The 5628-nt window shown below is 74.7% G+C and carries 4 protein-coding genes; all 4 read right to left on the bottom strand.

The features are described 5' to 3' along the window. Positions 1-5: 5 nt before the first annotated feature. A complete protein-coding gene (locus AC1DT4_RS20080; protein ID WP_477091520.1) occupies positions 6-2945 on the bottom strand; it encodes a S8 family serine peptidase in 2940 nt (979 codons plus the stop codon). Then, positions 2942-4801 (bottom strand): copper resistance CopC/CopD family protein, encoded by a 1860-nt coding sequence (locus tag AC1DT4_RS20085; RefSeq protein WP_477091521.1) that lies wholly within the window; start codon positions 4799-4801, stop codon positions 2942-2944. Before AC1DT4_RS20085 ends, AC1DT4_RS20080 begins: the two co-directional genes overlap by 4 nt. Then, on the bottom strand, positions 4798-5304 hold the full coding sequence (locus AC1DT4_RS20090) for a hypothetical protein (RefSeq protein WP_477091522.1): 507 nt from the start codon (positions 5302-5304) through the stop codon (positions 4798-4800). Before AC1DT4_RS20090 ends, AC1DT4_RS20085 begins: the two co-directional genes overlap by 4 nt. Positions 5305-5384: 80 nt before the next feature. After that, on the bottom strand, positions 5385-5628 hold a 244-nt coding region (locus AC1DT4_RS20095), incomplete at its 5' end, for a hypothetical protein (RefSeq protein WP_477091523.1).

The following is a 5628-nucleotide window of genomic DNA, read 5'->3' on the forward strand; positions in this document are numbered from 1 at the left end:
TGTTGTCAGGGGGTGTCGAAGGCGTCGGTGTCGAGGTTGTCGCTGGTCAGGCCGTGGCTGGTGCCGTCGAAGAGGGTGGTCCAGGTGCCGGCGTTGTTGGCGATGATGTCTTCGTCCTGGGTGGTGCCCAGGGTGGGCACGGTGGTGGTGGGGGTGGAGAAGGACAGCAGGTAGTGGGTGGCGTCGCGTCGGACGTAGCCGTCGACGTTGGTGGCGGCGGGTAGTCCGATCGCGGTGGCGTCGATGACGCGGGCGTAGCTGGTGCCGTTCCAGGAGTAGATGTCGGCGTCGTCGGCGGTGCCGGTCACGCCGGGGGGGTTGGTGTTGCCGAGGGTGGAGAAGTACACGGTGGTGCCGACGATGCTGATGGCGTCCAGGTCGAGGTTGGCCACGGTCAGGCCGTGGGCGGTGCCGTTGAAGAACACGGACCAGGTGCCGGCGTTGTAGTAGACGACGTCTTCGTCCTGGACGGTGCCCAGGGTGGGCACGGTGACGTCGCCGGCGAAGGACAGGTAGAAGTGGGTGGCGTCGACCCAGTCGAGGCCGTCCACGTTCGCGCCGGTCGGCAGGGCCAGGGTGGCGGTGACGTCTCGGGTGCGGGTGTAGGTGGTGCCGGACCAGGTGTACAGGTCGGCGTCGTCGGCGGTGCCGGTGACCCCGGGGGGGTTGGTGTTCCCGAGGGTGGACAGCACGACGGGGGTGCGCACGTTCACGGTGGTGGTGGCGGTGGTGGACCAGTTCCCGGCGGCGTCGCGGGTGCGCACGTTCAGGGGGTAGGCGCCCTCGTTCCAGGTGGTCACGKCGATGCTGGTGGTCAGGGTGGAGGGGCCGGTGCCGGTCAGGGTCATGGGGGTGGCCAGGCCGAGGCCGGGGTCGGTGCCGCGGAACCATTCGGCGCGGGTCAGGGTGGAGGTGTCGGTGGCGGTGCCGGTCAGGGTGATGGTGGTGGCGCCGAGGGTGGGGTTCGGGGTGGCGCTCAGGGCGGAGATCACGGGGCGGACCTTGTCCACGACCAGGGTCCCGGTGGCGTACGGTCCCCAGTTCCCGGCCGCGTCCCGGCCGTGCACCGAGATCGTGTGCGACCCGTTCGCCAACGCCCCCACGGGGATCGTCGCGTCGACCGACCCGGCCGGACCCACCACGACGGCCGCTCCGGTGCCGTCGGCGCCGACGTTGTCGAGGTAGTACTCGGCGTCGGTGACCGCGGAGCCGCCGGTCGCCGCGTCGTCGACGACGGCGTGGAGGGTGACGTCCACCGAGCCGTTGGTCGGCGATCCGGTCAGCGTGAGGGCGCTCGTCGCGGGACCGGTGACGTCGCTGCCGGGCGGGATCGTGGCGGTGAGCGCGAGCGTGGTGGTCTTGGTGGTCGCGCCACTCGTGGCCGAGACCACGAGCGGGTACGCACCCGGCGGCAGCGTCGGCGACAGGCTGACGGACAGCTCGGAGCTGCCCGATCCACCCCCCAGGACCGGCGGGGTGAACGTCCAGGAGGCCTCTGCGCCTGTCAGCCCGGACAGGGCGAGCGTGACGTCGTCGTCGAACCCATTCACCGGGGCGACCTGGACCATGGCGGTGGCGGTGGAGCCGCGGTCCGCGCTCGTCGCGGCCGGGTCGATCCCGACGGTGAAGTCCGGCTGGATCAGCAGCCACTGGTACGCGGCCGCCACGTCGAGCCGTCCGGCGCCGTAGGTCGGGTCCGACCCGGCGGGCCCGAGGTCGACGGCGGTCGCGGTCAGGGCGGCACGCTGCTGCTCGACCGGGAGCCCCGGTATCGCCCCGAGCAGCAGCGCGAGCGCCCCCGCCGCGTGCGGGGCCGACATCGAGGTCCCGGTGGCGAGCTGGTAGAGGCCGTACCGGTCGGTGGTGAGCACGTCGACGCCCGGGGCGACCAGGTCCGGGAAGGCCGACGCCCGGCCGCCGCACGTCGACGGTCCGCGGCTGCCGGCCGAGTAGACGAGGTCGTCCCCGCTGACCGCGCCGACCGCGAGCGACTCCGGATAGTTGGCGGGGCTGACGCTGCTCGAGTCGCCGGGGCCGAAGTTGCCGGCGGCGAACACCGGCAGGATGCCGGCCGCGCGCAGGGCCTGGACGTCGGGCTGGAAGGAGAGGTCGCAGCCGGGTCCCGCGCCGATCGACCAGGAGCCGTTGACCACCTGCGGGGCGTCGGCCGTGCTCGGGTCGTGGTCCGGGTCGAGCAGCCACTGGAATGCCTGGTGCAGCGCCGTCGAGGTGGCGGCGCCGCGGTCGTTGAAGATCCGGGCCGCGATCCAGGTGGCGCCGGGGGCCATGCCGATCGAGGACCCGCCCGCGTCGCCGGCCAGGATCACGCCGGTCGTCGCGGTGCCGTGGCCGGTGACGTCCGTGGGCGTGGTGGGGTGCTCGCCGTACGGGTCGAACCAGCTGTTGGTCCCGCCGCGCCACCGCCCCGCGAGGTCGGGGTGCGCGAGGTCGACCCCGCTGTCCAGGGTGGCGACCACGACGCCCTGGCCGGTCTGCCCGAGGTCCCACAGGGCCGGGGCGTGGACGGCGGCGACGTTGGGCTCCGGCGGTCCGGCGGCGGGGACCACCACGATCTGGTCGGGAGTAACGGTCGCGACGTCGGGGCGCGCGGCAAGGGCGGCGATCACGGCGGGCGTCGCGGTGACCGAGAGGGCGTCGACGATCCACAGCGGGGTCACGTCGGCGACCTCGCCCTGGGCCGCGCGCGTGCGGAGCATGCTCCGGATGGGCGCCTGCGCGGTGGTGGCGCGGGCCTGCAGCGCGGCGACCACGGTGCGCAGGCGTGCCGCGCGGGTGGCGCCGCGGACGTCGGACAGGTCGGCCCGGGCCCGCAGGGTGACCACCACGGAGGTCATCCCGCCCGTCCCCGGCACCACCGCCGGGGCCGCGGTGGGTTCCAGGACGAGCGCGAGCAGGACCGCGACGACCGCGGCGACGCGCCTCATCGCGTACCTCCGGAGCTCGAGTCGACGAGCGGCTCCGAACCGGTCGGCGCGTCGAGGTCCATCCGTCGCCGCGCACGGACGACCGCGCCGGCCGTGCCGACGAGCAGCAGGAGCGCCAGGCCGGTCGTCACGAGCTCGAGCGGTCCCGCGCTGTCCGGCGCCGGCTCGGCGACCGTCCACGGCACCTGGGTCACCGTGATCGGGAGGTCGCCGCGCTGCACGGCGACGACGGCCGTCCAGTCGCCCGGCGTCGGGGCGGTGGTCTCGGCCTCGTATCGGCCCGGCTCGACGGGGTCGAGCACGGCGCGGGTCGCTCCGCCCGGTCCCTCGAGCAGCACCTCGACCGCGCTGACCGGGGCGGGCTCGGGCTTGAGGGTCGAACGCAGTCGCACGACGAGCCGGCTGGTGGTCGAACCGGCGGGCACCAGCTCGAACGTGACGAACAGCCCGTCGGTGTTGGCGGCGTGCACGGTGGTCTCACGGGTGGCCGAGGCGACCTCGCGCGACGTCGGCACCGACGTGAGCACGGCCGCCGCGCCGACCGCCGCGACCAGGACCAGCACCTCGGCAGCCACCAGGACGGGGAACCGGCGCGGGGGGACCGGGGTCCAGCCGGTGGGGCGGCGCAAGGCCCGGCCGACGGGTGCGGCAAGGTCGGGGTTCACCAGCATCGTGTTGACCCCCGCCAGCGCCAGCGCGGCGGCGAGCAGTGCCACCTTGACCGCGACCGCGCCCCCGTAGACGGTCGTCGGCACCGACCCGAGGCTGGGGACGTGCCGGCCCGCCTCGTAGAGGCCGGTAGCCACTAGGACCCCGGCGGCGACCGCCGCGACCGGGCTGAACGCCCGGAACGCCGAGGCCACGAGCGCGCCCCTCGCGACGGTGTCCCGGCGCATCAGCGGCACCAGGCAGACGGCCAGCACGGCCAGGCCGCCGGCCCAGACGCCGGCCGCGACGAGGTGTCCCGCCGAGGCGACCGCCGCCGGGACGGAGCGGACCGGGAGCGTGGCGGCGTGCCCCGCCACGGCCTCGAGGCCCACCACGGCCGCCATTGCCACGACGGCCACCCGGACTGCCCGCGGGGACCCGTCTCGCGTTCCCGCCCACCGCCACAGCGCGACGGCGGCGACCACGAGCGCGAGCTCCCGAGCCAGCCAGAGGTGACCCCACGGGGTCCCGACCAGCAGGTCCCGGGCGGCCCCGAGGCGGAAGCCGGTGGAGTCGCCGGCGCCGTGCGCGAGCAGCAGCACGGGGGTCACTGCGCCCGAGAGCACGGCCACCGCGGCCCCCGCCGCGGCGAGCCCCCGGGCCGCGCGCCGGGTGCCGGCGCCCCGCTCGCCGGTGGACCGCAGGACCCTCCCCGACACCGCCAGCGCGCCGATCACGAGCATGATCGCGCACAGGTCCAGCCAGCGCAGCGAGAGCCCCGGCGCCGCCGGGAGCCCGGCGCCGGCGCTCGGCACCACGCTGGGCCGGACGCCGGCGCCGAACACCACCGACCCGCTGGAGAGATGGCCGTCGTCGAGCGACAGCGTCCGCCAGTCGAGCACGTAGGTCGCGCGGGCCAGGCGCGGTGCGACGATCCCGAGCACGGACCCGGACGTCGACACTGTCACCGGCACGTCGACCCCGTCGATCGTCCGCAGGGTCACGCGGCTGGACCGTGCGTCGACCGCCTCGGTGAACCACAGCGTCAGCTCGGTCCGCCCGATTGCGACCGTCCCCCCGGCGGGCGGGTCGGAGCGCTCGAGCTCGGAGTGCGCGGCGGCCGGTGACGCCCCGAGCAGCAGGACGACGAGCGCCGCGACCAGGATCGACGTCAGGTGCCGCGCTGCCCGGAGCGGGGTCGGTGTCATCCCTCGACCGCGAGGTGCTCGAGCCGGGTGTCTCCCATCACCAGCGTGACCGACGACCCGTCGTGCAGGGCGTTGTGAGCGTTTGCGATGAGGAAGAAGTACGTGCCGCCCAGCTGCATGTCGGAGCTGTGCCGGTGCGGGGACGCGAGCACGAGCGTCTGCCCGGTGTCCTCGACCACCAGGACGGGATGCACCGAGGCGTCGTGGATCATGGCGACGGCCTTGTCGGGGTCCACCACCTGGTACCGGAACTCGATCAGGCCCCCGGCCGCGGTCACGGCGATGAGGTCGACCCGGATGCCGAACCGGGCCGCGAGCTCGTCCACAGTGACCACCGTGGTCGCGGCGCGGACGTCGACGGTCGGCTGCTGGTCGGAGAGGCGCCACCCGACGCCGCCCCCGACCACCAGCAGCACGGCGACGAGCGCCGCGACCCGACGGCCACGGCGCGGCCGGCGCACGGACGTTTCGGTGCCGACCTCGGGTCGGGTGTCGACGGTCACGGGTGGGCCTTCCTCCCCGGGGGACCGGCCCGCGCACCGGAGGGGTCGCGGGCCGGTCAGCTCGGGATCGTCGGGTGGTGTCAGGGGGTGTCGAAGGCGTCGGTGTCGAGGTTGTCGCTGGTCAGGCCGTGGCTGGTGCCGTCGAAGAGGGTGGTCCAGGTGCCGGCGTTGTTGGCGATGATGTCTTCGTCCTGGGTGGTGCCCAGGGTGGGCACGGTGGTGGTGGGGGTGGAGAAGGACAGCAGGTAGTGGGTGGCGTCGCGTCGGACGTAGCCGTCGACGTTGGTGGCGGCGGGTAGTCCGATCGCGGTGGCGTCGATGACG

This window comes from Cellulomonas sp. P4_D11, assembly GCF_056401915.1.

Excerpts from the sequence above, each read along its gene's own strand:
- AC1DT4_RS20085 (WP_477091521.1), bottom strand. The coding sequence starts at position 4,801 with ATGACACCGACCCCGCTCCGGGCAGCGCGGCACCTGACGTCGATCCTG.